Raw genomic sequence first — 24,098 nt, 5'->3', positions numbered from 1 at the left:
CATGAGCAATACGATCAGGGAGGCGGCAGAATCCCGGATTTATGCGCTGCCGGGGTGGGGTTGCGGGATGTTCGGAGGAGGAAAGCTGCTCGCCAGCGGCTTCAGAAATCCACCAAATCTTAAGCATGTTTTTCACCTTTGTGTTGCAGCGTGAGTCAAAGTGATGCACGTTGCTTCAACGAAGAACATTAAGAGAACGGAACGATTCGTTATGGTAAGTGCCGCTACCAAAATCCAGCCCAAGACAGGGCCTCGAATAACGGTCAGCTTGCCTCAGCATGACCATCTCGCTCTCAGCGCACTTGCCGAGCGTTGTGACGTATCCCTTTCGTGGCTCACCCGCCAAGCCATTGCCGAGTTTCTTGCGAATCATGGCAAAGAGGATTTGCAGCTTCCCCTTAATCTCGAAAAGAAAGCCTCTCACCAATGAGCAAGGGTTGGACTGTCATTGACCTCTTCTGCGGAGCAGGAGGGCTTTCGGAAGGATTCCGGCAAGCTGGATGCCATGTACTGGCTGGCAACGATTACGATGCAGCGGCCGGAGAAACCTTCAAGGCGACCCACTCCGAGGCCGTGTTTTTGCCGGGGCCGATTCAAAACCATTCGGCCAAGGATTTTTTGCGGGCAGCGAGCCTCAAGAAGGGTGAACTTGACGTTCTCGTGGGCGGCCCGCCCTGCCAAGGCTTCTCCGTCTACAACCACCAACGCGGCCTGCATGACGAGCGGAGCAGCCTTTACCGGGAATATTTGCGTGTCGTCGAAGGGCTGGCCCCGAAATGGGTCGTGCTCGAAAACGTCACCGGCATGACCTCCGCCGGAGGTGGTGCGGCCGTCGCGGCCATTATCGAAGGCCTTGAAGCGCTTGGTTACACAGTGGAAAAGCGTATCCTCAAAGCCGAGGAATACGGCGTGCCGCAAGAGCGCCGCCGCATCGTCTTTATCGGCAACCGCATGGGGCTGCCAATCGTCTGGCCTGAAAGAACCCACGGTGAGGGCCTCCGGCCACTCGTGACGGTTCAGGATGCTATTGGAGACCTTCCCCATCTCGAAAACGGGGAGGACAAAGGTGCTACCGCTTACGCAAAGCCTGCCTTTTCGGAGTACCAGCGGATGCTGCGCGGCAACTGTACCCATGTGCAGAACCATTCCGCGCCGAAGCTCTCGAAAATCAATCTCGACCGGATGCAGCATATCCCCGAAGGTGGAAGCTGGCGGGACATTCCCACGGAGCTGCTGCCGGCTGGGATGAAGAAGGCTAAGCGTAGCGACCACACCAAGCGTTACGGGCGCTTGCGGTGGGACGGCCTTTCGTCAACCATTCTGACCAAATGTGACTTGCATTGGGGTGCTTATATTCACCCGATGCAAGACCGCTCGCTTACTGTCCGCGAGGCAGCCCGGTTCCAGTCCTTCCCGGACTGGTTCGAGTTCAAGGGGTCGCGCACGGAGCAATTCGTGCAGGTCGGCAATGCCGTGCCCCCGTTGCTCGGGCGGAAGATCGCGGAAAGCATCATGCAATCAGCGGAAACGGCGGCCAAATCCAGCAGCTTTGACGAAGAGCTTCACTTGCTGAGAGCCTGATTAATCGCGGTCTCGTACACATTCATGTCGGGAAGATTGCTCGGGAACGTCAGCGCCCGGGCAACCTCATCGACGGCCGTGGTGAATTCCTCGATGAACTCTAGCGGCCGAATCCCCTGTGCATCCGGCGTGGCGCCGAGCTGATAACCCCGGAACGTGATGGTGCTGTTCGCAATCACATAGTTTTGCATGGCGTTGCCAAGCCGGGCCTTGACCTTCTGCAGAACTTCGATGGGACAGACGAAAAAGAGGCCCTTGGTGCACCGCGCTTCGCGGCGCAGGACGTGCCCTTTGTAAATGAGCTGGGGCAGGATGCGCTTGTTCACGTTCTCCCAGTTGAACCCAGCGTCGGAATAACCAGGCGTTCGGCCCCGGACATCGATGAAGGGTTGCCCCGCGAAATAGGCCACAGCCTGCTCGCTGTAATTGCCGGTGGTGTCGATTGTTTGGACTTCCACGGCCGTGAACTCGGCCAGCTTCCCGTCGGTACCAATCCGCGCCAGAACCCAGTCCACATAATAGGTGCCGGTTCTGTCACCGCCCTTGGGGCGCTGCAACGGGAGCTCCTGCCCCCAATACCGGCCAAACACCGCGACCTCTTGACCCGTCAGTGTCCCAGCGGCGTGCATTCTCTTCACATCCGCCGGTCTTATCAGTACGGAAGTGAACCCGAAAATCCTGTCCGCAATTTCTGCCAGGATTTTATGGTTCTCGGCATAAAGCCGGTTCGGGCAGGCAATGACCGCAGGGCCATTAAGCTGCGCAAGCGAACAGGCCCCATGATTGGGCTTGATACAGTTCTGCCCGACGAACGGACACTTGCGGGCTGCCGCATCAGCGGTAGATAAAGGATGTAACGGTTCCCGGCCGAAAAATTCAGTGATTCGCAAAGCCATAAGTTGCAATCTAAATGGCTTTTCTTGCCCGGCCGAGTCATGCGTCCAGATAACCAGCAGTTTCCACTATGCCCGACCGGATTTCCACCATTCAGCGCTCTGAAAATATGCGGCGCATCAAAAGCAAGAATACCAAACCGGAACTATTAGTCCGCCGCTTGGTGTACCAGATGGGCTACCGCTATCGCATCCATCGGAAAGACCTGCCGGGGAAGCCTGACCTTGCCTTCATAAGTAAACGGAAGGCGATTTTCGTGCATGGTTGCTTTTGGCATGGACACGAAGCAGCCACTTGCCGCGACGGTCGCAGCCCAAAGTCGAACGAGGGCTATTGGAATCCAAAGCTCGCCCGCAATAAAGAGCGGGACGCGGCTCATCAGGCCGCCTTGCGGGCGGCTGGCTGGGATTTTCTGGTGCTTTGGGACTGTGAAACAAAGAACGAGAACGAGCTGCGGGAAAGACTTTCCGAATTTCTTGCTTAGCAAATTCTGCGCCCAGGAGTAAGCCGCTGGCTTTCGCCTGCGGCCTTCAACATCAACCCATTGTACGCGATCGCTAACATCGTCGATTTCTGCTCACATTGCATGGCAATGGCTTTGCGATTGTGCTCACGCTTTGCGCCAATGTGCTTTGCCGACTCGTAATGGTTACCATCCTCTCGGACTCTCCTAATGGAGCACCAAGGAGCACGTTGGAGCACATCGGATAACCAGAGCACAGCGGAGCACCAACAATTTAGAATAACCACTTGGAATTCCACGCCAACCTAGTTTGGCGCAATGTTTACTTTACCATGAGTTGACGTTATATGTGCATTAGATACGCCGGTTTTTGCCGTTATATGCGGATTGGAAATCCACGAGACAATAACTAAGTTATTGATTTTATTGGGTTTTCTTTCTATATTCTGTTTTGTAGGGTTGGCGATGTCCAAAGTCGCCGGTCGTCATTGGTCTCTGCGGATTCCACGCTCGCAGCGACATCCATCTACGGCGGGTCCAAAAGAGCTGGCTCGGGAAATTTGAACAGCGGGGATAAGTGGAATTTCTGCCTGACTTTGGCATAGATGCCGGAAACAGGAGAGACCATGACGAGACGACCGCGCCGGAACCACAGCCCGGCTTTCAAGGCGAAAGTGGCGCTTGCCGCGATCAGAGGCGAACAGACGCTGGTGGAACTGTCCCAGCAGTTCGACGTGCACGCCAATCAGATCAAGCAGTGGAAAGACCAGCTCCTTGAGGGGGCGACGGGCGTTTTCGGCGATGAAGCCAAGACAGAACCGACGACACCCACAGTCGATGTCAAAACACTACACGCCAAGATCGGCGAGCTGACGCTGGAGAACGATTTTTTGTCCGGTGCGCTCGGCAAGGCGGGATTGCTGGGCGGAAAGAAATGATCGACCGCACGCACAGACTGTCGGTCGTGCGCCAGGCGAAGCTTCTCGGCTTCAGTCGTGGCAGCGTCTATTATTCTCCGCGTCCAGTGTCGGACGGCGATCTGGCGTTGATGCGCCGGATCGACGAACTACATCTCGACTACCCGTTTGCCGGGAGCCGGATGTTGCAAGGGCTTTTGAAGGCGGAAGGACTGCAAGCGGGACGGTTGCACGTCGCCACGCTGATGAAGAAGATGGGCATCGAGGCGATCTACCGTCGCCCGAACACCTCGAAACCGGCACCAGGTCACAAGGTCTATCCCTATCTCCTGCGAAAGCTGGCGGTCACCAGGCCCAATCAGGTCTGGGCGATGGACCTGACCTATATTCCGATGGCGCGCGGCTTTGTCTATCTCTGCGCTGTCGTGGACTGGTTCAGCCGGAGGGTTCTGTCGTGGCGGCTGTCGATCACGATGGAGACGGCCTTTTGCATCGAAGCGGTCGAGGAAGCACTTGCTCGGTATGGAAAGCCCGACATCTTCAATACGGATCAGGGCTCGCAGTTCACCTCCGTCGACTTCACTGCCGTGCTGAAGAAGGCTGAGATCGCCATCTCGATGGACGGCAAGGGCGCGTGGCGGGACAATGTCTTCGTCGAGCGGCTCTGGCGGTCGATCAAATACGAGGAGGTCTACCTCCACGCCTACAAAACCGTGTCCGAGGCCCGCGTTGGCATCGCTCGATATCTGTCCTTTTACAACACCCGACGCCCACATTCATCCCTTGACCGGCAGACGCCGGATCAGGCTTACTTCAACGCGCTGACACCGATGATGGCGGCAGCATAATCGAGGCGGAAATCCACTTAGCAAAACGCCCGAAACTGTTCAGACAAACCGAGCCAGCTCTCGCTTCGATCGGGGAGCCGTCCGGGCGCGTCTGCGATGTGATTTTCCCGATCGTCGGCAAGGACAAGCTGGCGGCGATCGTAAAGGAGAGTCAGGCGAAAGGAGCGCTCGATCGGCGCATCTATAAGGTGATGCGCTCATCCTGGGCCAATCACTACCGGCGCATGCTGCCCGACTTGCTTTCGGTGCTGGAATTCCGGTCGAACAACACGGTGTGGCGTCCGGTGCTCGCGGCGCTCGATTGGATTCGGAGCAAGATGGATGACGGCTGCCGGCTCGTGCCGATGCGGGATGTTCCGATCGATGAGGTTATTCCGGCCAGGTGGCGCAGTTCCGTCATCGATGACGATGGACGTGTGAACCGGATAAGCTACGAGCTTTGTGTCCTCACCCAGTTGCGCGACCGCATCCGCTCCAAGGAGATTTGGGTTGTCGGCGCGGACCGCTATCGGAACCCGGACGACGATCTTCCCAGGGATTTCGAAATCCGGCGTGACGCTTATTATTCCGGCCTGAACCTGACCCCGGACGCACGCGCCTTCACAGCTGGTATTCGTCGGGAGCTCGAATTTGAATTGCTGTATCTGAACGAAACGATTCCACGAAACGACAAGGTCCGGCTGCTGTGGTGCGGCGAAAACCGCATATCGATCACACCCTTCAAGCCTCTGCCGGAGCCGAAAGGGCTTGAGGCGATCAAGGGGGAAATCGGTCAGCGCTGGCCGATGACGGGACTGCTCGACGTGCTGAAGGAAGCAGCCCTCGATACTGGTCTGCTGGAGGCATTCGAAACATCGGCATCGAGAGTTGCCCTGTCGCGCGAGGCGCTTGATCGACGGCTTCTGCTGTGCCTTTACGGCCTCGGCACGAATGCCGGGCTCAAGCGGGTTGCCGGCGCGACACCTGACATCAGTTACGACGAGTTGCTGCATGTTCACCGCCGCTTCGTCCATGCGCCGGCGCTGCGGGAGGCCTGTGCGCGGGTGGCGAACGCGACCTTGGGAATCCGCAACGCGGCTGTCTGGGGAGATGCGGGTACGGCGTGCGCGTCCGATTCGACAAAGTTCGGAGCATGGGACCGCAATCTCATGACGGAATGGCATGCCCGTTACGGCGGCCGCGGTGTGATGATCTACTGGCATGTCGAGAAACGCGCAACCTGCGTTTATTCCCAGCTAAAGCGGTGCTCTTCCTCGGAGGTTGCCTCAATGATTGAGGGCGTGCTCCGCCATTGCACCGATATGGAAATCCAGCGCCAATATGTCGATAGCCACGGTCAAAGCGCTGTCGGCTTCGCGTTTTGTCGCCTGCTCGGGTTCGAACTCGCCCCGCGCTTCAAAGGGGTTGCTCGCCAGAAGCTGGCAATCCCGGAGGCGGCAATGCGTGCACGGTTGCCGAATCTACTGCCGATCCTGTCCTCTGCGATCAACTGGGAGGAGATCGAGCAGCAATATGATGAGATGGTCAAATATACCGCCGCCATGCAGACGAGAACGGCGGACCCGGAGGCAATCCTACGCCGTTTCGCCCGTGCCGAAGTGATGCACCCGACCTACAAGGCGCTGAGCGAGCTTGGCCGCGCAATCAAGACGATCTTCTTGTGCCGCTATCTTCGCCAGGAGGCATTCCGCCGGGAAATCCACGAGGGGCTGAACGTCGTCGAGAACTGGAACAGCGCCAACGGCTTCGTGTTCTTCGGAAAAGGCGGCGAGATCGCCACCAACCGGATCGATGAGCAGGAAATTTCCGCCCTCGCGCTGCATTTGCTGCAGGCGTCACTCGTTTATGTGAACACCCGTATGCTTCAGAGCGTGTTGGTGGAGCCGAAATGGGCGGGCCGGATGACGCCGGAGGATTATCGCGGCCTCACGCCGCTGATTTACAGTCACGTCAATCCTTATGGCCGTTTCGACCTCGACCTGAATAGCCGGATCGATTTTGGGCGGCTGGCGGCATAACCGAGGCTCTTCTCCGCCACATTTGGGTACACCCCAGAGTGAGGTCGGAAGTGACACGCGCAAAGCGTCACAAAAGGGTGGATTTTCGATAAAAGTGACGATACATAATTGAAGCCACCCTAATGTGACGGATTCCCCATGACCCGCGTCGGATATGCCCGAGTCAGTACAACGGACCAGGATCTCGACATCCAGATCGCCCGGCTGAAGGCCTTTGGCTGTGAAATCGTTCGTTCGGAAACTGGCACGGGCGCATCGCGAACCGGACGCACGGAGTTGGAGACGATCATGCAGTTCTTGCGCGCCGGCGACGAACTTATCGTTTTGCGCCTCGATCGCCTTGGCCGCTCCACACGCGATGTTCTGAACCTGGTACATGAGCTCGGGGAAAGAGGAGCCTCGCTGCGGGTGCTCGAGCCGGAAGTCACAACGGCCGGTGACATGGGAAGGATGGTGATCACCATCCTCGGCATGGTCGCGGACATGGAACTAAAGTTCATCAAGGATCGCCAGCGCGCCGGGATCGAGGCGGCACGAGCCGAAGGGGTCTATAAGGGCCGGAAGAAAAACGTTGACGAAGACGAAATCCGTCGCCGAATTGCCGCCGGTGCCAGCAAGGCGAGCGTCGCGCGTGATCTCAACATTTCTAGGATGACGGTTTACCGGGCACTGGTGAGCCTCGATGAACAATCAGACTCATAAAGCAACCTCGCGTAAATCCGCGTTCCGCCTCTGTTCTTCACTTGGCCAAAATCGCAGCTTCGGGCCGACTGGGCCTGCAGTGACACCGTGATGAGCGGCGGGCTTTCACCATTAAGCTACACCCCCAACTCGACATAGAGGTGATCCGTTGCTCGCGTCGATGGCTGCTTGAGGGACACGCCGTCGTATGTGCCAGCGTGTATTCCAACGTTGACGCCGGCGGGGACAGGCCCCGCCGGCGTTTGCTTGATCGTTCGATCCTTGGCCTTAGACGACGTTGACCGTGCCCATGTCCTGTTCGACCCACAGCGTTGCCGAGCCGCTGGTGAAGACATCGAATGTCTCACCGTTCGAGGTGACACTGCCGCCTGCCGTGAAGCCAGTGGCATTGAGGGTATCGTTGCTGTCGCCACGCACGATGAGCAGATCCGTGGTGTCGGACATATCGAGCACGTCCTGCGCGGTCACCGACAACGTATTGCCGCCGGTCCCGGTGATATTGATCGTCTCGATGCCGGTGACAACCCCCGGCGCGATGGCATCGCTGGCGAAGTCGAGATGAAGCCCGGTGCCATCGAGCTGCAGCGTGTCGACATTGGCCTTGCCGTCAATGCGGGCAAACAGTGCATCCGGTACAACAAAGACATCGTCGCCGTTGCCGCCTGTCAGCGTCTCAGCGCCACCGGATCCGGTGATCGTGTCAAATACCGGATCGTCCTTCGGGTTGAGCAGATTGCCATCACTGTCAAAGCGCTGCTGATAAAGATCTGAGCCCAAAACGCCATTGGTCCTGGTCCATACCACGACCCAACCGCCGTCCGGTAGAGCCGCGAGAGTTGGTCCATATTCGGGGAAGCTATCGTTGGGCGAAACAGAAATAGCGGCAGTTTTCGGTATACCGTCGGCATTGAATGCTTGGGTATAGGTTGTATAGTTTATACCATCCGGATCTGTCCCAAGCCAAATCACAGCCCAGCCGCCATCTTCCAGCCCGACGATTTCAGGGCCACCTTCATCGTTCGGCGTAACATTGACGGGTAAAAACACATGCCCTCCATCCGGAGTTCCGTCCGCGTTGTAAGTCTGCGAAACGAGGAAGCCGGCTTGCGACCAAAACACAATCCAACGACCATCAGTTAGTGCTGCGACATGAGGATCTCTGATAGTAGACGAGGCGATGTGGACGGTCGTTACGGCACCGTCCGCGGTTCCGTCCGGGTTGTAGGCCTGCTGAAAAATATTACCGCCATCTTCGAATACTACCACCCAGCTACCATCCGCGAGTGTAACTGAGTGATGCTCGCCCATGGATGTTGCCGATACGGTCACTTGAGCGCCGCGCTGGCTCCCGTCTGCGTTAAATGCCTGCTGATTGACGCCAACGTTGTCATTATCACGCCAGGAGACCACCCAACCTCCATCCGGTAGAGCAGTTACATGGAGATCACTGGTCACATCCGTATCGACTCGTACAGCTCCGCCACGCGTCGTTCCGTCGGCATTGAATAGTTGCTGAAAAATCCCAACGTTGGGGCCAGGCGCACCAAAGGCGGTCCACGTCACTACCCAGCCTCCATCAGGCAGCCCCGCAACGGAAGATTGGTTCGGCGTAAACAAGCTGCCGGTAGTTACGTGCGCCGGTGGGTCCACCTCAATTGCGCTGCCCACTTTGTTGCCAGTGCTGTCGTAACGTTGCTGGAAAATTCCTAATTCTGAGCCAGCAGAGACACGGAACCAAGTTACCACCCAACCACCATCCGTGAGAGGCGTTACATCAGCATCGTGACTGGAACCAATCCCAGTTGAGGCAAATATCAACTCTCCTGTATTTGGCGCACTCGGATCTGACGTGAGAGTGACATCCCTGAATTCCGAATCGAGCACGGCGCCGGTTGCCGGATCCGTGGAGGTGACCAGGATCGGTTTTGAGCCGAGGCTGCCCAGGGCGTATGGCGGTAGGGTTACGGTCCAGTCACCGTTGGCATCGGTGGTGGTGGTAAAGACGTAGCCATCGAATTCCAGGGTGATTTCGGAAAGGGGTTTGGCCCGACCTGTGACCGGGGCTCCGTCCAGCGCCTCGGTCTCGGTGATGGTATCGTCGCCCTCGACCACATTGATGGTAATGTCGGCATCCGCGTCTGCGTCTGCGTCCGCATCAGCGTCTGCATCCGCATCCGCATCCGCGTCTGCGTCTGCGTCTGCGTCTGCGTCTGCGTCTGCGTCTGCGTCTGCGTCTGCGTCCGCATCAGCGTCTGCATCCGCATCTGCGTCCGCATCCGCGTCTGCGTCTGCATCCGCGTCTGCATCCGCATCAGCGTCTGCGTCCGCATCAGCGTCTGCATCCGCATCTGCGTCCGCATCTGCGTCCGCATCCGCGTCTGCGTCTGCATCCGCGTCTGCATCCGCATCAGCGTCTGCATCCGCGTCTGCGTCCGCATCCGCGTCTGCGTCCGCATCCGCGTCTGCATCCGCATCCGCATCAGCGTCTGCATCCGCATCAGCGTCTGCGTCCGCATCCGCATCCGCATCAGCGTCTGCATCAGCATCCGCATCAGCGTCCGCATCCGCGTCTGCATCCGCGTCAGCGTCTGCATCAGAGTCAGCATCGGCGTCATTATCGTCACCGCCACCGCCACTCAGGGCGAACGCCAGGCCGCCGGCAGCAGCAAGGGGAAGCAGCAGAAACGCAGGATTGAATGCGCCGGAGCAGCTCGACGCGGAGAACGACGGGGCCAGGATGCCTTCCGACATGTCCGCAAAGCTCACCTCAACGAGGCAACCGCAATCCCCCGCTTCCGCGTCGTCGCTTTCCTTCTTTTCCGTCAGGAACAGTTTCGGGCGACCGTCTTCGTCCTCGCGGAAGAAATTCACCAGGCGGATGGTTTCACCGTTTGCCAGACGCAAGATCAGGTCTTCACCCCGGCGCTCAAAAGCAGCCACTGCATCCTTCGACAAACAAAACGCTACGTCGGACATATGCCCGACATCGATCTTCGCAGAAGACCCTTGCAACACGACTTTCTTTGCCTTATCAGAGCCGGCAGGCATCACTTCAGCATTGATGTACATATAGATTTCTCTTTCTTTTCATGGGGATACGCAATTTAGTTCACCCCTAACGCTAGAAGCCTATCAGTTTACTAAACTAATAGGCGAATAAGCCTTTGCTTAACGGCGGGCCTGCCGCTACACTCACCAACAAGAGGTCGCGCAGCGTGCAACTGCGATAAGGCCGCCACGGTCGAACTCGCGTTTACAACCAGCATCCATGGATACGGGCGTCGGTGGTGATGCTCTGCGCTTGCAGGCGCTGCCTGCCTCGCGCCAGCTGTGCCTGCCTTCAGGCTCTGGCCTGACCGGCCGGCCGCCGCAACAACGGCTGCCGCATCCGTTGCTCAGCGTCGCGCCATGCCAGCCCCGACCGGGCCCCCGTCTCCGCCGCGACCGGATTGCATCCTCGTTTGTGCTGCCAGGGATGGGGGAGAAGGCAGGCCCCAGCCCATGCCAACGATGCCCTGCTTTGCCACGACGGCCATCGAGCTGGCCGCTGGCTTTCGCAAATGCCATACCAAACGGCGCTGTGTCGCCGATGGCGCAGGGATCAGCGTATCCACCCCTATCCACCCAGCGCCCGACCTGCTTTCAGCGCGGGGCGGAATATTCTTAGCTAAACGTGCTGTTGTGTGTGCACGGTAAGCGCACGGGACAGGACATCGGCACCAAGCAGATCGCCGCTTGGTGGAATGTGGCAGTGCTGTCAGATGGTCGCGTTCGCAAATGCTTTGAATGGACACTGCATCAAAGAAAAGACCGCAGCGGGCGTCGTCCATACGATCCGGCGCCAGAGGCCTGGCCACCGGCTGCGTTGAGCCGCGTTCATACACATAGGATGTGTTCGCTCTGCCGTGCGGGGTCATTCGGCCGGCCCAGCCCTAGGGGGTCATAGCCGGGCTGCCTGAATGACCCCTGACCGCCTCCACGCAGCAGAGACTGCCACGCTTCTGCTGCCACGATTTCAGTTGATAGGCAAATAAGGCCCGTGCTGCATAGGTGGCGTTGACGTCAACGCTGGCAACAAGAGCTTGATCGTTTGATCAAGGATTTCCAGCAATCAACAACCGGACGACGAGGGGAATCGTCCATCAATGGACATTTGAGTTGACGAACAGAACGAACGCGGCGTGAACTGCGCCATGGTGACAGCTCTCACGTTCTACGATTGCTTCGACTTGACCGCTACCGAACGCTTGCCTCGTTGGTGTCTGCATGAATGAAACGGGGTCATTCGGTTGATCGGCAAGGCGAATGACCCCTCGCCGACCCAGGGGCAACAGGGTGGCGTATATCTTCGTGGCATGAATCGCTCTAATATCACAATAAGCATCATTCGACGGGTTGGGAACGTCGCCTGGCAATGACCTGGTTGGTGACCTTCAGGATAGGGTAGCGGGCTTTTTTTGGGGGGGGAGCGTGCGCTCGCGCCCTTGAGTAAGTTGCACATCCGACACGGTGCGTCGCCACCCGCGCGTGTTCATCGGTCAGCGCCAGCATGAGGAATTTGTCAGGGCAACAGGGCAATTATGGGCGCGGGCAGCTTCGTCATTGCCATGTTTGTCGTTGCCCAAGCCTACATAGCACTGCTGGAAGGTTGAGCGCAGGGAGGCGTCGCTTCGGCGCTATCTATTCCATCCAACCTCTCGAACGAACCAAGGGACGCTTTCCCCTATTCCAAAGTTCGCTAAGCAGCAGCAATCGACCAGTCGGTGTCGGCGGTGCAGATCAAATAATCAGTCGCGCCGCCCGCCCATTTTTTCGTTCGGCGTTGTTGTAATAGCTCGCCGCCTGGGTGACGAACTTATGCAGCGCTTTTTCGGCGATGGCGCGCACGCGATTGATGGCGAAGTGGTTGGCCTTGACCGCCAGCAGTAGTCGGCCCCTGATCGGCAATGGCGGTGGCGATGGGGGGAGGGTGGTGGCGCATATGCGCTAACTTAAGGGCTGGACGACCTGAATCTGTCTGTGATTCATAAGGTAGATGCGAACGATTGATTCCATCGACCCTGATTGGTCCAGGCTGCTCTCGAAGCTGGAGCGCATCATTGATCTTGGCGCGACAGTGCGTACATCCAGGGCGCTTGTGCGGCGACGCGGTGTTGGTGACGCCGAGACCTTGCTGCGGCTGGCATTGGCTTACGGGCCTGGCGGCATGAGCTTGCGCTCTGCAGCGGCCTGGGCTGATCTGAATGACGTGGCGTCGATTTCCGATGTTGCCCTTCTGAAGCGATTGCGCGGATCGGCCGACTGGCTGGGAGACATCGCCGGAGCGCTGCTGCGGAATGTTTCTAACACGGTCGGTTCTATAGGCACACGCCGGCTGCGTATTGTTGATGGCAGTTCCATCTCGCGGCCTGGCAGCGACGGCACGGACTTCAGGCTTCACGCGACATACGAACCGGCACTTGCCCGCTTCACGCATCTGGAATTCACTGACGTTCACGGTGGCGAAAGTTTTTCACGCGTGCCGATCGATCCGGGCGACATCGTTCTTGGCGATCGCGCCTATGCTCGCGCTCCGGCGCTCCATAAGGTCGTGTCCGCCGGGGCGGACTTCATCGTGCGTATGGCCTGGTCCAATGTCAGGCTCACGTCGCTCGATGGCCGGTTGATTGACTGGAATACAAATTATAGCACGATGATGCCCGGTGACGTTTGCGAACACGAGGTGCTGGTCGAGTATTCCGGCCCCGGTTGCAAACAACGCGGCAAACCACTGTTTCATGCCCGGCTCGTTGTCCGGCGCAAAGACGAAGAGGCAACGGCTCGCGCAGAAAAAGTGGCCCGCCGCCGACATCAAAAACGCGCAGATGGCAAGGCAATGCATCCATTGACGGTTGCTACGTCGGGCTTTCTGCTTCTGCTGACGTCGATATCGGCCGGCGAGATGACCGCCAAGGATGTTCTCGATACCTATCGGCTGCGCTGGCAGGTCGAGATCGCCTTCAAACGCTTAAAGAGCGGTTTGGGCATCCACAAACTGCCAGCCAGGGACGAGCGCCTCGCACGAAGCTGGCTCATGGCGCATCTGATCGTAGCGCTATTAATCGACGAGGCCGTCACCGACGTTCTCGACTCTCCCCCCTGCGAAGACGACATCTCAGACACTCAGGTCATTGTCGCTATGGAGGCTGCATAGTCTCCTGAAGCATACGATCCTGTCCGTAATATTGACGGTGCGCACGATGAAGAAAATCTCGAAGCGATTTGCCACCGTCATGCGGCATATCTGCGATCCGCCGAGACGTCGGGAAAGTCAGGCAAACGCCGCCAGAAGGCCTCACCAGTCATTAAGTTAGCGCATATGGGGTGGTGGCGATCGCATCCATCGACACGATGACGCCGGCGCGTCCGCCGTTTGCGCGAAGTCTTTCCAGAATGCCCCTTGCCGTGCCTCGTTTGCTCTTGGCCCACCGCGATGATCGAGCAACAGCTTCAATCGCGACTTTTCAAACCCTTCTGGCGCTTGACGGAAATGTGAGGAAATGTAATTATGCTATAGCATTGATGTAAGATTGGCTCCCACGATGTAAGACGTCTGGGAGCCTTTTTCTTGCACAAACGCCCGTAGCCGTTGCGGCGGTTAGCAGTTTCGTCCTCTTCCTCTAGTAGCTCTGCACAGAGGTTATGATTCTTTGGCCGTTGGTTTTGGGTAGGCTTTGGCCAGCTTGACGCGGGCCTTCTCGGTAGAGAACATCCATTTGATGCGGGCACCACTGGCGTTGCGTCGGCGTTCCCAGGCTGCAACCTCGTCGACGAGGCGGTCGCGGCTTTCGATGCGGCGGTTGAGGCATTGGCCGCGCAGGACGCCGATTTCGATCTCGACCATGTTAAGCCAGCTGGCGTGCTTGGGCGTGTAGTGGAATTCCAGCCTTCTGAGGCTTCGGCGCGCCTCATCGGTAGGCAGGGCCTGGTAGAGCGCAGCGGGTGTGTGGGTCGACAGATTGTCGAGCACCACGCGGATGCAGGCGGCCTCGGGATAATGGACATCGACGAGATCGCGCATGCAGTGGGCGAAGTCCTCGGCCGTACGCCGTTCGGTAACTTTCACCTTGCGCCAGGCTCGATGCGCGTCCCTGAAGACGAACAGGTTAGCATCGCCATTGCGTTTGTACTCGCAGTCGTAGCTTTGCGGCCTTCCAGATTCGGCCGGGATCGGCTGGCGCACCTCGCCGATGAGCTGGGTCGGGCTTTCGTCGAAGCACACCACCAGTACCGCTGCGGGTCGGACGCTTCGGCATAGAGGTCGAGCACATCCTCCATGCGCGCGACATACTCGGCATCGATCTTGGGAATGCACCACATGTCCTTGCGCCATGGCTTGAGATCATTCTCGGCCAGGCGCCGGCGCACCGTCTCGCGCGACAGCTGTTCGTGCTCGGTCAGCTTGACGAACGCGTCGGCCAGCAGCTCCAGCGTCCAGCGGGCGCAGCCCGGCGGCGGGCTGGAGCAGGCGGTGGCCACCAGCAGGGCTTCCTCCTTGCCGGTCAGCTTGCGTTGCGCGCCCGGGCGCGGCTCCTCGCCAAGCGCCGCCTCCAGGCCCATCTCCACGAAGCGACGCTTGGTGCGGTAGACTGTGGAACCGCCGACCGCCACCGTTGCGGCGATGGTCTCGTCGCTGAGCCCCGCCTCGGCGGCGAGCAGGATCTGCGCCCGCTTGAGCTTGCGCGCCGGGTGCTTGCCGCCGCGCAGCATGCTCAAGAGTTCGTCAGAGCTATGACGGAAACTGGGTGATGACGGTTTGATGAGGGCGGCGTATCGAGGCGGGTGACAAGCCTGCCAGAACCTCATGAAAGAGCGATACGCCATGAAGACAGATAGCACTGTTGTTTCCTTTCCGCATCCCGAGACGCTCGATGATCCCCTGACATCGGTTCTACGCGAAAGGCGCGCGCCGGCTTCTGGCACAGGCCGTGGAGGCGGAAGCCGAGGCGTTTCTTGCGGCCATGGCCAGCGAACGCCTGAGCGATGGGCGGGACCGGGTGGTGCGGCACGGCCATGGGCCTGAAAGAACGATCCAGACGGGGATCGGTCCGGTTGCGGTGCGCCGCGTCAAGCTGCGCGACCGGGCTTTGGAGACTTGCGGCGAGGATCGCATCACCTTCACGTCGGCGATCCTGCCGAAGTGGGCACGACGCACGAAGAGCCTCGACGCTCTGCTGCCGGTCCTTTACCTGCGCGGCATCTCGACCGGCGATTTCCAGGAGGCGCTTGCCGCCTTACTCGGCAAGGACGCACCGAACCTGTCCCCCTCGGTGATTGGCCGGCTGAAGGAGGAGTGGCAGGCCGACTATGATCGCTGGCAACGCCGCGACCTGTCAGCCCGCCGCTACGTCTACATCTGGGCCGACGGGGTCTATCTTCAGGCACGCATGGAGGACGATGCCGCTTGCATGCTGGTCGTCATCGGCGCGACGCCGGAAGGCAAGAAGGAACTTGTCGGCTTTCAAGTCGGCGTGCGCGAAAGCACCCAGAGCTGGCGCGAGCTGCTCGTCGGGCTGAAGGCCCGCGGGCTTTCGATTGCGCCAGAAATTGCCGTGGGCGACGGCGCGCTCGGCTTCTGGAAGGCGCTGGAGGAGATATTCCCTTCGACCCGCCATCAACGGTGCTGGCAACACAAGCTCCTCAACATCCTCAACAAGGTGCCGAAGTCGGTGCAGCCGAACATGAAGGCCGATCTCAGGGAGGTCCGCGATGCCCCGGATCGGGCAACCGCCGAGGTCGCGATCGCCGTCTTCGTCGACAAATACAAGGCCAAATATCCCAAGGCCGTCAACTGCCTGACGAAGGACCACGAGGCATTGCTGACCTTCTTCGACTTCCCGGCCGAACACTGGGACCATCTGCGCACCTCGAACCCGATCGAAAGCGTCTTCGCCACCGTCAGGCACCGCACGGTGCGAACCAAGGGAGGCCTGTCCCACAACACAGCACGGCTCATGGTCTTCAAGCTCGTCATGAGCGCCGCCAAAACCTGGCGCCGGCTGAAGGGCGAAAATCAGTTGCCAAAGGTCATCGCCGGCGTCAAATTCACCGACGGTGTCGCCGAAACGACGACCCCTGACCATCGCGCCGCCTGATCGGCCTCGTCACCCATTTCCCGCCATAGCTCCGAAAATCGTTTTGGTGTCTGAACCGGCCAGCAGTTCGTCAGGATGGCATCCCGGATAATCGGGGCCTTGCGTACGGGCATAGGAATCATTCTCCTTTCTTCCCTGTATGCCGCCCATACACGAAATTCCTGATAGTCCCCGCTCACCTCAATCTCGCACGCCTCGCCCTTCTTCATTGGTATGCTGGCAACCGGCAGGCCCAGATCCAACAGGTAACCAAGAACGCCTCCCGCCGTCTTGAATTCGCGCGGCAGCGTTTTGCCGTTCCTGAAGCGAAACAGGTGGAACGGGATCCATCTGCCGTCCAGCGCGTTGTGAGCGTAAATCGCCAGAGCCCGTTTAGGCAACCGCGATCACGCACGACCTCCTCGACGCAAACAACCAATAACCAGCCGCCCACGTGAAGTTGCTCTCTAAAGGCCTTCTCGCTCACACCGTTTTCCAACCGAAATACAGGCATACAAAAGTGCGCTCCCGACCGCTCCGGACTTTAAATTTCCGTAAAGCGATATCCGTGCCAGATAACGACTGTCATTAGTCTGTATTGATTCCAATTAAGCGGAGTTAGTGTTGGAGATCGAGAAAGAGCGTGCGGAGCTCGTCGCGCTTGATCGCAGTGCCGGCCGTGGTGTTGCTCATGTCTGACATGAGCAACAGGGCGCTATTTCATGCAGTCGTTTTTGATGGCGGCATCGATCTTGACCGCAATCTCGCTCTTGCCGTCGCGGAACGTGACCGTTCCCGGTTTGGTCAACATCGCGACCAGCTTGTTCCAGTGTTTCGTATCTTTCCCCGCGAGGAACGAGTCGCCCGACAGCGGCAGGGTGATTGTTTCACGTCCGCTTTTCACTTCGGCCCGGTCTCCCGCGAGGAATGTGCGGCCGTCCGAAACCGTGACGTGGTATTCCGGCGGATCCCAAAGCGCCTCCGGATCGCAGGCCATGTTGATCTGCTTCTGCCCATCCCGCAGATTGTAGACACTCAGACCCTTGTCGTCTGATTTGACCCATTGACCGGCGACGCAGGGCGAAGCGACCGCCAGAAACAGCGTGGTTGCGATTGCATTCCTGATCATTGTGGCACCTTTCAATATTGTGCTTTTCTGGGCGCGGAAGCTAACGCGCATTTTTAGCTGTCGTTACCGCTTTTTGAGTTCATTTTTTCGATGAACGAAATTGCCGCTCTGTCAAAGGCCCGCAGCAGCATCGGTCGCAACACGTTGGCCGGCCGCGAGACGCGGAGCCGGTCGAGTGCGTCCATCCAGGGCTGAGCTGTCGCTTCATCGACACGGACGATCGACCGCACGGTTTCGCCGGCGCGCGGCTCTCCGGTGGCGTCGTGGCTGAGGTCTTCGGCGGAAATTGTCATGTCAGCGACCACCCGCTTGATCACGTCTTTGACCGGCACGGACAGCCGCGCCGCGATCGCCGAGACTTGCGGATACATTGCGGCTATGAACTGGAAGGAGCAGCGAACCTTCAAATTGCGGCCGGCTCGTGGCGAGGGTTGCTTTGCGGGCTTGCGGGGCCCGGGCCGTTGCGGCGTCGACTGCTTTTCCAGCCTTGACGCTGCAGGCGCGGGTGCAGGATCAGGCGCGCTTTCCCCTCCGCCATTCGGCGTCACCGAAAGCGCACCGATCCTTGGTGGTGGTAACTCGACCGCCTTCGCCTTTTCCAGTCGTGCGCGGTTGATTTGTCTGGCATCCCGCAAGTCAGCCATGGCCCATCGCCTCGATCGCCTGCAGGACCGCCTCTGCCGCTGCGATGTCACCTTCAACCGCACTGCGCTTGATCTTGTCCGTCGCGGCGGTTAAGGCGTCGCGTTCGAGGATCAATATCTTGCCGGAACCGAGTGTCTGATAGCCGTTTCGGCGTGGCATATAAAAGCTCAGCGTTTTGGGGTTGCCCTGGATCAGGTCGAAGGCTGCGGCCTGTTCCAGGTTGAGGCGTTCGGACGCCTTGAAGTCGTTGAGCAGCAAACCGCCCGGTCCGATTTCTTCGCCGTCGCTCGCGAACGCGTCCTTCAAGCGCTCATAGACGGTCAATGTCGCCAGCTGGCTTTCGTATTCGTGCTGGACGGCCCTGACGGGGATCAAGGTCCGATCGGCGATCGCCATGATATTCTTGGGCAGGTCGTCGTGCGCACCTTGCGTGTCGATGATGACGAAATCGAAGCCTTGCTCGTTTGCCTCATCGAGGATCGTCGCCAGATCCTCTGTCGTGTAGAGCGCCGCGCAAGTCAGGCGACGGTCGAGGCCGGGATAGCGCGCGAGGGCTTTTTCGACATAGGCGGCCGTTGAGCCTTGTGGATCGGTTTCGACCAGCAAGACCTTTTCGCCGTTCGACCGGGCAAGTGCAGCATTCGCCAACGCCCAGCAAAGTGTCGACTTCCCAGCTCCGCCCTTCTGACCAACAAGCGCTATTCTCAGCATTCCCTCAGATCCTCTCTACCTTGCCACGCGGCCACCTAGCCACCGCTCCAACAATCCATTCAGCCGACTGGCCTTCGCGCCCTGCCGCCATGCGTCCATCAGTCCAGCCGGCCCTGACATCAGCTAGCCACAACACCAGTTGGCCATGCGCTCGCTGCGCCATTGCTCCACTCGTCCATGCCGCCACTTGGCCCTCTTTCCGCGTGGCCATGGAGCCGATCGACCGTGCATCCAGGACGCCGCCGATCCATTCAGCCATTTACGTGCTTGAATGTCAAATACGCGGTTTTGAACTTTGAAGCCATTGTTTGTTTGCCAAAAGCGTTTTAAGTGAAAGGAACTGTAGCAGGAAATGTAATTTGTCAGCGTTACACTCGACACGATCACTTGGGAGGCGGCTTTCCGAGGCGGAAAGCCGGGCGATCCTTGCTGCTTCCCAGCAAGGCGAGAGCGTGACGGCGATCGCACGCTGCTTCGGCGTTTCGAGGCCGACGGTGTATCGTGCCCTCGAAAAATATATTCGTCCCTCGTGGCCACGCGCCGCTTCGGCGCCGCCGATTTCGATCCGGCTTAGGCCCGATGAACGCTTGGCACTGGAAGCGCTTTCGCGTCGCTTTGGCCTCTCGCTCTCGGCAACAGGGCGCAGGGCGCTGCGCCAGGCGAGCGGCTTTCTCGAGCCCGATCCCGAGCTTGTCGAGGCCGCCACGGATCTGAGCCGTCAAATCAAGGCCGTCGGTGGAAACCTCAATCAGATCGCCGTTCACCTCAATCGCGAGGCGCGACTGCAGGGCAGGGCCTTTCCCAACCGCCAGGAGCTCGCCGATCTCGAGGCGATGGAGCGCGAGCTGAAGGAGCTCGCACGCGACGTCGACCGCTTTCTGGTTCACGTCGCCCGTCGCCGCAAAGCCCGGGTCGACATTCTGCTAGCGCGTGAGGTTAGCCGTTGAGCGCCCCAGAGCCGTTCGTTATCGGCCGGTTCAAGTGGGCCAAAACGCGGGGCCGCCCGGACAAGGGCGGCAGCAATCTTGCCCGGCAATTCGCCAGAGCTTCGCGCGTCATGCGCGCAGCCGGCAACCTCCGGGCCTTGCCGCAGGTCATGTTCAAGGTCGCAAGGAACGGCGGCTGCAAGGGCGTGCTGGGTCTGACGGCGCAGCTCGACTATGTGCTCGGCAAGGCGGAGCACATTATCGATCCGAACAAGCAGCTGGACCGCCTGTCGCATCTGCCGAGCGAGTTTTCCAAGGTCATGGCGAAGGAGTGGGCCGAGGGCTGGGACCGGCGCGTCAGCAACGGCCACTCGATGCACATGATCGCCAGCTTCCCAAGGGGAACCGACCCCGAAAAGGTCGCCGAGATCATCCGCGCCACCACGTTCGACCTGCTCGATCAAGGCCGATCGCGCTTCACCTATATCGCCGCCGTCCATACCGACAAAGGCCATCCGCATGCGCACATCATCGTCGATCGGAGGAATGCCGAGGGTGAATGGTTCTACTTCGCCCGGGACGGCGAGTTCACCTATGACCGCTTCAAGCACACCATGGTCGAGCACGCGGCCGCCCTTGGCGTCGAGCTTGTCAACAGCTCGCGGTTGTCGCGTGGTCTGACGCCGGCGGAGGCTGAGCGTAATCCGCATGCCGCCCGCCGCGGCCTCGCCGGCACGCTCGTCGCGCATGGCGCAGCACCCTACCAGCACAAGCCGAACGAGCGGATGAGCTATCACGTCACGGTGGCCACACCGGCCGGCGAGAAAACGCTTTGGGGCAAGGACCTGGCGCCGGTGATCCGGGCGACCGGCGCCGTCGGCGGCGATGCGATCCGGATCACCCACGAAGGCAAGCAAGCCGTCCAGGTCACGACGCGCGACGGCAAGGTGATCGAGACGCACCGCAACAAGTGGGCTGTCGAGCTGCCGGAACGTCAGGTTTCGGCAACGTCGGCCGAGTTTGCAGACCCAACGCCCGCCGCACCCACAGTCCAGGAGCAGCAGAACGCCGAGTGGGCTCGCAGCCAGATCCTCGCCCACGCCGCCGAATACCGCGCCTTCGCAGAAGCCCACGCCGGCAGCTTTCCGGCGCTTGCGAAGGGCTTCCAGCTGGCGGCCGATCTGCTCGAGACCGGACAACCCTTAACCGCAGCGACACTTGAAGACAGAAGGAGCATCGATATGCCTGACGGCCACACTATAGCATCCGAAACAGACAAGGCCTTGAGCACGATCGACCAGGCGCGCACCGACCTGATGGCGGTGCGCGAGGCGATACCGCAACTGGCGCCGCAACAGCGTCCCGAGGTCGAGACCAAGTATTTCGAGGCGGTTCGCGACGTTGAACGACTGACCAATGGGGTTGCGGCGGCCGAATACACGGAGCCGGCTCACGGCACCATCTACGCTGGCGACCGACGCGGCGAGGTCGCAGCGCTTGGCGGCGATCAACTCGCCCGCGCGCTCGAAGGCACCGGGATCGCTCCTGATGAAGTGGCGGCGCGTGCGGCAGTCGAGGTGCGGACGGCGGCGCTTGAGGCGCACTGGGTCGAATCCGATGCGCGGTCTATCGCCGCCGAACGTGGGTACGACATGACGACGGAAGAGGGAAGCAACCGGGCCTATCAAGACCTCGTTGCGACCTACCAAGAAATTGGCGAACACACCCGTACAGCCGAGCTTGCACGACCCCTAGCGGTTGAGCAGCCCGAGCTCGTCGATCTGATGGAGGAACGCACCTCCCACATCAACGAAGCGCGCGGCCTTGCCCAGAAGGACACGCTCACACCGGTAGAACAAGATCGTCTGATCGAGCTTGTTGAAAAGACTGCTGGCACGGAAGCTGCGCAGGAATTGCGTGGAGGCAACGTCGACGCCCTGTCGTCCGTCATTGCCGACAAATCAGAGCGTTTCGACGTCGCGGAAAAGTTCCTGCAGGCCGACCAGACATTCGGGCACGACCGGGCCGACGCCATCGAAGCCGTACAGAAGGGCCGGGAAGCCACCCAGATCAGCCAGCAGCTAGAAGAGCGCCGCGCTCTCCAACAGCAGAGCGACCTGGTTCGTGAACGCCAGCGCGATTCAGGCCTTGAGCTTTAAGGAGAGGACCCATGCGCAAAGCTCTCTTCGAACCAGGCGCGCGACAGGCCGGTAGCATTCTGCTGATTGCCGGCTTCTGTGGCGCGATCGGCTACGTGATCGCAACCGGCCTGGCGCAATACTGGTTCGCTCGACCCAACCCGGATCTGTTCTTCATCGCCCAAAACTATCTGGCCTTGGCCGACGGAGAGCCGCGCCTTTGGGTACTGATCAACGCGATTACCGGCGGCTGTTTCGCCGGCGGTCTATTGCTTGCCAGCCGCGTCGTTACTGAACGCCTGACCAGCTTCGGGACGACGCACTGGATGGATCGGCGCGAGCTTCAAAAGAAGAATTTCTTTGCCGATGCCCGCACCGGCTTCGTGCTTGCCAAGACGACCGGTCCCGCTGCCGGCGGCGACTATATCGTTTCGGGCAAGCACCCGCATTGCCTCCTCGTCGCCCCGACCGGCCGCGGCAAGGGCGTCGGCTTCGTTATTCCTAATCTGCTGTCCTACAAGGGCAGCGCCGTGGTCCTGGACGTGAAGGGAGAAAACTTCGAGTCGACCGCCCGTTTCCGCAAGTCGATGGGGCAGACGGTCTATCGCTTTAGTCCGCGGGATTTTGACAGCCCGTCCTTTCGCTACAATCCGCTCCAGCGGATCAAAGCCTACAGCAACCCGGCTAAGCGCATGGCAGAGCTGGAGAAGATCGCGGCGCTTTTCCTGCAGACAGAGGATGGCAGTGCCGCCAGTTTTCTGCCGAGCAGCCGTGAAGTCTTCATCGCCTGCGCGATCCTCGCCTACGAGCAAGGCAATCTGACCATGGGCCACATCTACAAGCTCGCCTTTGGTGGCAGCGAGGACAACAACACCAAGTTCGCCAACTATGCCAAGAAGGTGAAGGACCGCAGCGCCAGGCTCCTGTTTCAGAAGCTCGCTGGTACCACTGAGCGCACCTTGTCCTCTTATCTCTCGGTCCTGTCTTCGTCGGGCATGGACGCATGGATGAACCCGCATACCTGCGCCGTGACCGCCAAGAGCGATTTCGATTTCAGCAGCTTCCGCAAGAGGCCGCAGACGGTGTATTTCACTGTGCCGGCTGACGACATCAAGGCAATCGCGCCGCTCGTGCGTCTGTTTTTCTCCGACCTGATCGCCACGCTGCAGCATCACGAGCCCGGCAAGGACGAACCATTTCCAGTTCTCATTCTGCTCGACGAGTTCCAGCGCCTCGGCAAGATGCCGATCATCGTCGAGTCGATTTCACTTTTGCGCAGCTATCGCGGCAATCTCGCTATCGTCACGCAGACGATTCCGGATCTCGATCGCGTTTATGGCGAGGCCGACCGAAAGGCACTGCAGGGCGGCGCCGGCGTCAAACTCTACCTGACGCCCAGCGAAAGCGACACGGTTGCGGAACTCTCAGACGCCGTCGGGATGACGACCAAACGCGTCGTCAGCAAGTCCCGTTCGATCAAGGATGGCGTTTTCGGTACGAACCTTTCCGAGCGCACCGAGGAACACCCGCTCTTGAGCAAGGACGAGGCGCGCCGCCTGCCGTCCGACGAGGTCGTTATCGTCGTTGACGCCGATATGCCGATCCGCGCCAAGCGCCTCATGTATTATGATGATCGCGCCTATAAAGCGCTCTATGAAAGCCAGGATTCCTCGTCGCCGCTTCCTATGCCGCCGCACATCATCACCGAGGCGGATTACGAATACATCGAAACGGACGAGGATCTGCAGGTTCGCCTGGAACAGGTGCAGGCAGAAAGCGAGAGCGCCAGCGAACGGGCCGGGACCGCCGCTGACGAGGCATCGGCGAGGGCCAGATTGTCGCTGATCCGGCGAAAACACCAAAGTCGCAGCCACTCCGATACGGAGTCCTTGCCTCTGCCGGCGATCGCGGTCGGGCAGGTTGCGATTGGCGACGGGACCGCGCTGGTAACGGTCACCAACAGCATCGCCAATCTGCGCAGTCAGGTCGCAACCACATTGAACGGATAGGCTG

17 protein-coding genes and 4 pseudogenes are annotated in these 24,098 nt (G+C 59.6%); 13 read left to right on the top strand and 8 right to left on the bottom strand.

The features are described 5' to 3' along the window. Window position 1: 1 nt before the first annotated feature. From OVA00_RS11690 to OVA00_RS11685, 3 genes are read left to right on the top strand one after another with little or no spacing between them, the layout of a single operon-like run. Complete coding sequence (locus tag OVA00_RS11690; RefSeq protein ID WP_164783981.1) at window positions 2-154, top strand: hypothetical protein; 153 nt, start codon at window positions 2-4, stop codon at window positions 152-154. A gap of 9 nt (window positions 155-163) precedes the next feature. After that, window positions 164-430 (top strand): ribbon-helix-helix domain-containing protein, encoded by a 267-nt coding sequence (locus tag OVA00_RS40035; RefSeq protein WP_127318419.1) that lies wholly within the window; start codon window positions 164-166, stop codon window positions 428-430. Continuing rightward, window positions 427-1,581 (top strand): DNA cytosine methyltransferase, encoded by a 1,155-nt coding sequence (locus tag OVA00_RS11685; RefSeq protein ID WP_127318417.1) that lies wholly within the window; start codon window positions 427-429, stop codon window positions 1,579-1,581. Before OVA00_RS40035 ends, OVA00_RS11685 begins: the two co-directional genes overlap by 4 nt. Here the strand turns inward: OVA00_RS11685 and OVA00_RS11680 are convergent. Next, a complete protein-coding gene (locus OVA00_RS11680) occupies window positions 1,563-2,477 on the bottom strand; it encodes a NotI family restriction endonuclease (protein ID WP_127318415.1) in 915 nt (304 codons plus the stop codon). The two genes, OVA00_RS11685 and OVA00_RS11680, sit on opposite strands and share 19 nt — an antisense overlap. Window positions 2,478-2,545: 68 nt before the next feature. Between OVA00_RS11680 and OVA00_RS11675 the strand changes: the two genes are divergently transcribed. The 4 genes and pseudogenes from OVA00_RS11675 to OVA00_RS11660 all read left to right on the top strand — a co-directional run bounded on the left by OVA00_RS11675 (window position 2,546) and on the right by OVA00_RS11660 (window position 7,423). Further along, the gene (locus OVA00_RS11675) at window positions 2,546-2,959 is read left to right on the top strand and encodes a very short patch repair endonuclease (protein ID WP_127318413.1); all 414 of its coding nucleotides are present in this window, start codon (window positions 2,546-2,548) and stop codon (window positions 2,957-2,959) included. A gap of 605 nt (window positions 2,960-3,564) precedes the next feature. Then, window positions 3,565-4,703, top strand: a protein-coding gene (locus OVA00_RS11670; protein WP_192445889.1) for an IS3 family transposase whose coding sequence is annotated in 2 segments (ribosomal slippage) — window positions 3,565-3,823 and window positions 3,823-4,703 — 1,140 coding nt in all. Because the reading frame shifts where the segments join, the coding sequence is not laid out codon by codon here. A 56-nt stretch (window positions 4,704-4,759) separates the two neighbouring features. Continuing rightward, a pseudogene (locus OVA00_RS11665) lies at window positions 4,760-6,721 on the top strand (Tn3 family transposase); the annotation flags it as partial. Window positions 6,722-6,859: 138 nt separating this feature from the next. Next, window positions 6,860-7,423, top strand: coding sequence for a recombinase family protein (locus tag OVA00_RS11660; RefSeq protein WP_268088961.1), 564 nt, complete (start codon window positions 6,860-6,862; stop codon window positions 7,421-7,423). A gap of 267 nt (window positions 7,424-7,690) precedes the next feature. On the opposite strand, the gene OVA00_RS11655 is transcribed toward OVA00_RS11660, so the two are convergent. After that, window positions 7,691-10,492, bottom strand: a complete 2,802-nt coding sequence (locus tag OVA00_RS11655) for a BapA prefix-like domain-containing protein (RefSeq protein ID WP_268088960.1) — start codon at window positions 10,490-10,492, stop codon at window positions 7,691-7,693. 1,710 nt (window positions 10,493-12,202) lie between these two features. Continuing rightward, window positions 12,203-12,295: pseudogene (locus OVA00_RS40030) on the bottom strand (integrase); the annotation flags it as partial. Between the two features lie 163 nt (window positions 12,296-12,458). Between OVA00_RS40030 and OVA00_RS11645 the strand changes: the two are divergent. Then, window positions 12,459-13,616, top strand: a complete 1,158-nt coding sequence (locus tag OVA00_RS11645) for a transposase (RefSeq protein ID WP_268088958.1) — start codon at window positions 12,459-12,461, stop codon at window positions 13,614-13,616. 486 nt (window positions 13,617-14,102) lie between these two features. Here the strand turns inward: OVA00_RS11645 and OVA00_RS11640 are convergent. Beyond that, a protein-coding gene (locus OVA00_RS11640) for an IS630 family transposase (protein WP_442780496.1) occupies window positions 14,103-15,172 on the bottom strand; the annotation gives its coding sequence in 2 pieces (ribosomal slippage) (window positions 14,103-14,690 and window positions 14,693-15,172; 1,068 coding nt in all). A gap of 112 nt (window positions 15,173-15,284) precedes the next feature. Between OVA00_RS11640 and OVA00_RS11635 the strand changes: the two are divergent. Then, window positions 15,285-16,557: pseudogene (locus OVA00_RS11635) on the top strand (IS256 family transposase). Here OVA00_RS11635 and OVA00_RS11630 read toward each other — a convergent pair. The 4 genes from OVA00_RS11630 to OVA00_RS11615 form a co-directional block, all read right to left on the bottom strand. Further along, window positions 16,476-16,937: a hypothetical protein gene (locus tag OVA00_RS11630; protein WP_268088957.1), complete on the bottom strand. Its 462-nt coding sequence runs from the start codon at window positions 16,935-16,937 to the stop codon at window positions 16,476-16,478. The pseudogene OVA00_RS11635 and the gene OVA00_RS11630 overlap by 82 nt on opposite strands. A gap of 314 nt (window positions 16,938-17,251) precedes the next feature. Continuing rightward, window positions 17,252-17,716, bottom strand: a complete 465-nt coding sequence (locus OVA00_RS11625; RefSeq protein WP_268088956.1) for a hypothetical protein — start codon at window positions 17,714-17,716, stop codon at window positions 17,252-17,254. 2 nt (window positions 17,717-17,718) lie between these two features. After that, window positions 17,719-18,309 carry a hypothetical protein gene (locus tag OVA00_RS11620; RefSeq protein ID WP_268088955.1) on the bottom strand — a complete coding sequence of 197 codons (591 nt, stop codon included), beginning with the start codon at window positions 18,307-18,309 and terminating at the stop codon, window positions 17,719-17,721. Beyond that, window positions 18,302-19,021: a ParA family protein gene (locus OVA00_RS11615; RefSeq protein WP_268088954.1), complete on the bottom strand. Its 720-nt coding sequence runs from the start codon at window positions 19,019-19,021 to the stop codon at window positions 18,302-18,304. Before OVA00_RS11615 ends, OVA00_RS11620 begins: the two co-directional genes overlap by 8 nt. Window positions 19,022-19,329: 308 nt before the next feature. On the opposite strand from OVA00_RS11615, the pseudogene OVA00_RS40025 reads away from it, so the two are divergent. From OVA00_RS40025 to OVA00_RS11600, 4 genes and pseudogenes are all read left to right on the top strand, one after another. Continuing rightward, window positions 19,330-19,527: pseudogene (locus tag OVA00_RS40025) on the top strand (helix-turn-helix domain-containing protein); the annotation flags it as partial. Between the two features lie 81 nt (window positions 19,528-19,608). Then, a complete protein-coding gene (locus OVA00_RS11610; RefSeq protein WP_268088953.1) occupies window positions 19,609-19,968 on the top strand; it encodes a hypothetical protein in 360 nt (119 codons plus the stop codon). Then, window positions 19,965-22,106, top strand: coding sequence for a relaxase/mobilization nuclease domain-containing protein (locus OVA00_RS11605; RefSeq protein WP_268088952.1), 2,142 nt, complete (start codon window positions 19,965-19,967; stop codon window positions 22,104-22,106). The genes OVA00_RS11610 and OVA00_RS11605 overlap by 4 nt, the downstream gene beginning before the upstream one ends. 11 nt (window positions 22,107-22,117) lie before the next feature. Next, on the top strand, window positions 22,118-24,094 hold the full coding sequence (locus tag OVA00_RS11600; RefSeq protein WP_268088951.1) for a type IV secretory system conjugative DNA transfer family protein: 1,977 nt from the start codon (window positions 22,118-22,120) through the stop codon (window positions 24,092-24,094). Window positions 24,095-24,098: the final 4 nt, after the last annotated feature.

It is taken from the genome of Ensifer sp. SL37 (assembly GCF_026672675.1).
Lineage (GTDB): Bacteria > Pseudomonadota > Alphaproteobacteria > Rhizobiales > Rhizobiaceae > Ensifer > Ensifer adhaerens.
The sequence above is the reverse complement of the archived record's forward strand: the minus strand, read 5'-3'. Positions and strand labels throughout refer to the sequence as shown.